Source organism: Halanaerobium polyolivorans (assembly GCF_020711195.1).
GTDB classification, from domain to species: Bacteria; Bacillota; Halanaerobiia; order Halanaerobiales; family Halanaerobiaceae; genus Halanaerobium; species Halanaerobium polyolivorans.
On record NZ_JAJFAT010000053.1, the window covers coordinates 1 to 515 of the forward strand.

Sequence of the window (515 nt, forward strand, 5' to 3'; positions counted from 1 at the left end):
ATCAAGATGGTTGAGGCAGCTACTGACAAGACTTCAATACCGGTAGCACTGCACCTTGATCACGGAAGTAGTTTTGAAAGTATAATGAAATGTATTAGAGCGGGTTTTTCTTCTGTCATGATCGATGCTTCCAAAAATGAATTCGAAGAAAATATTGCCTTAACTAAAAAGGTAGTAGAAGCAGCTCATTCTGTTGGAGTAAGTGTTGAGGCAGAATTGGGTACTATCGGTGGTACAGAAGATGACCATACAGTTGATGAAGCAGATGCAATGTATACAGATCCAGATCAGGCTTTAGAATTTGTAGAAAGAACAGGAGTAGATGCTCTTGCAATTGCAATTGGTACTGCTCATGGAGTTTATAAAGGAGAGCCTGAACTTGATTTTGAAAGACTGAAAAAAATTAAGAAGCTGATCGATATGCCGGTTGTTTTACATGGAGCTTCTGGTATTTCAGCTGAGGATTTAAATACTGCTGTTGCTTATGGAGTTAATAAAGTTAATGTAAATACAGA

Annotated in this window: 1 protein-coding gene; it reads left to right on the top strand. The window is 37.9% G+C overall.

From position 1 onward, the window contains the following. On the top strand, positions 1 to 515 hold a 515-nt coding region (locus LJ207_RS12285), incomplete at both ends, for a class II fructose-bisphosphate aldolase (RefSeq protein ID WP_229346777.1).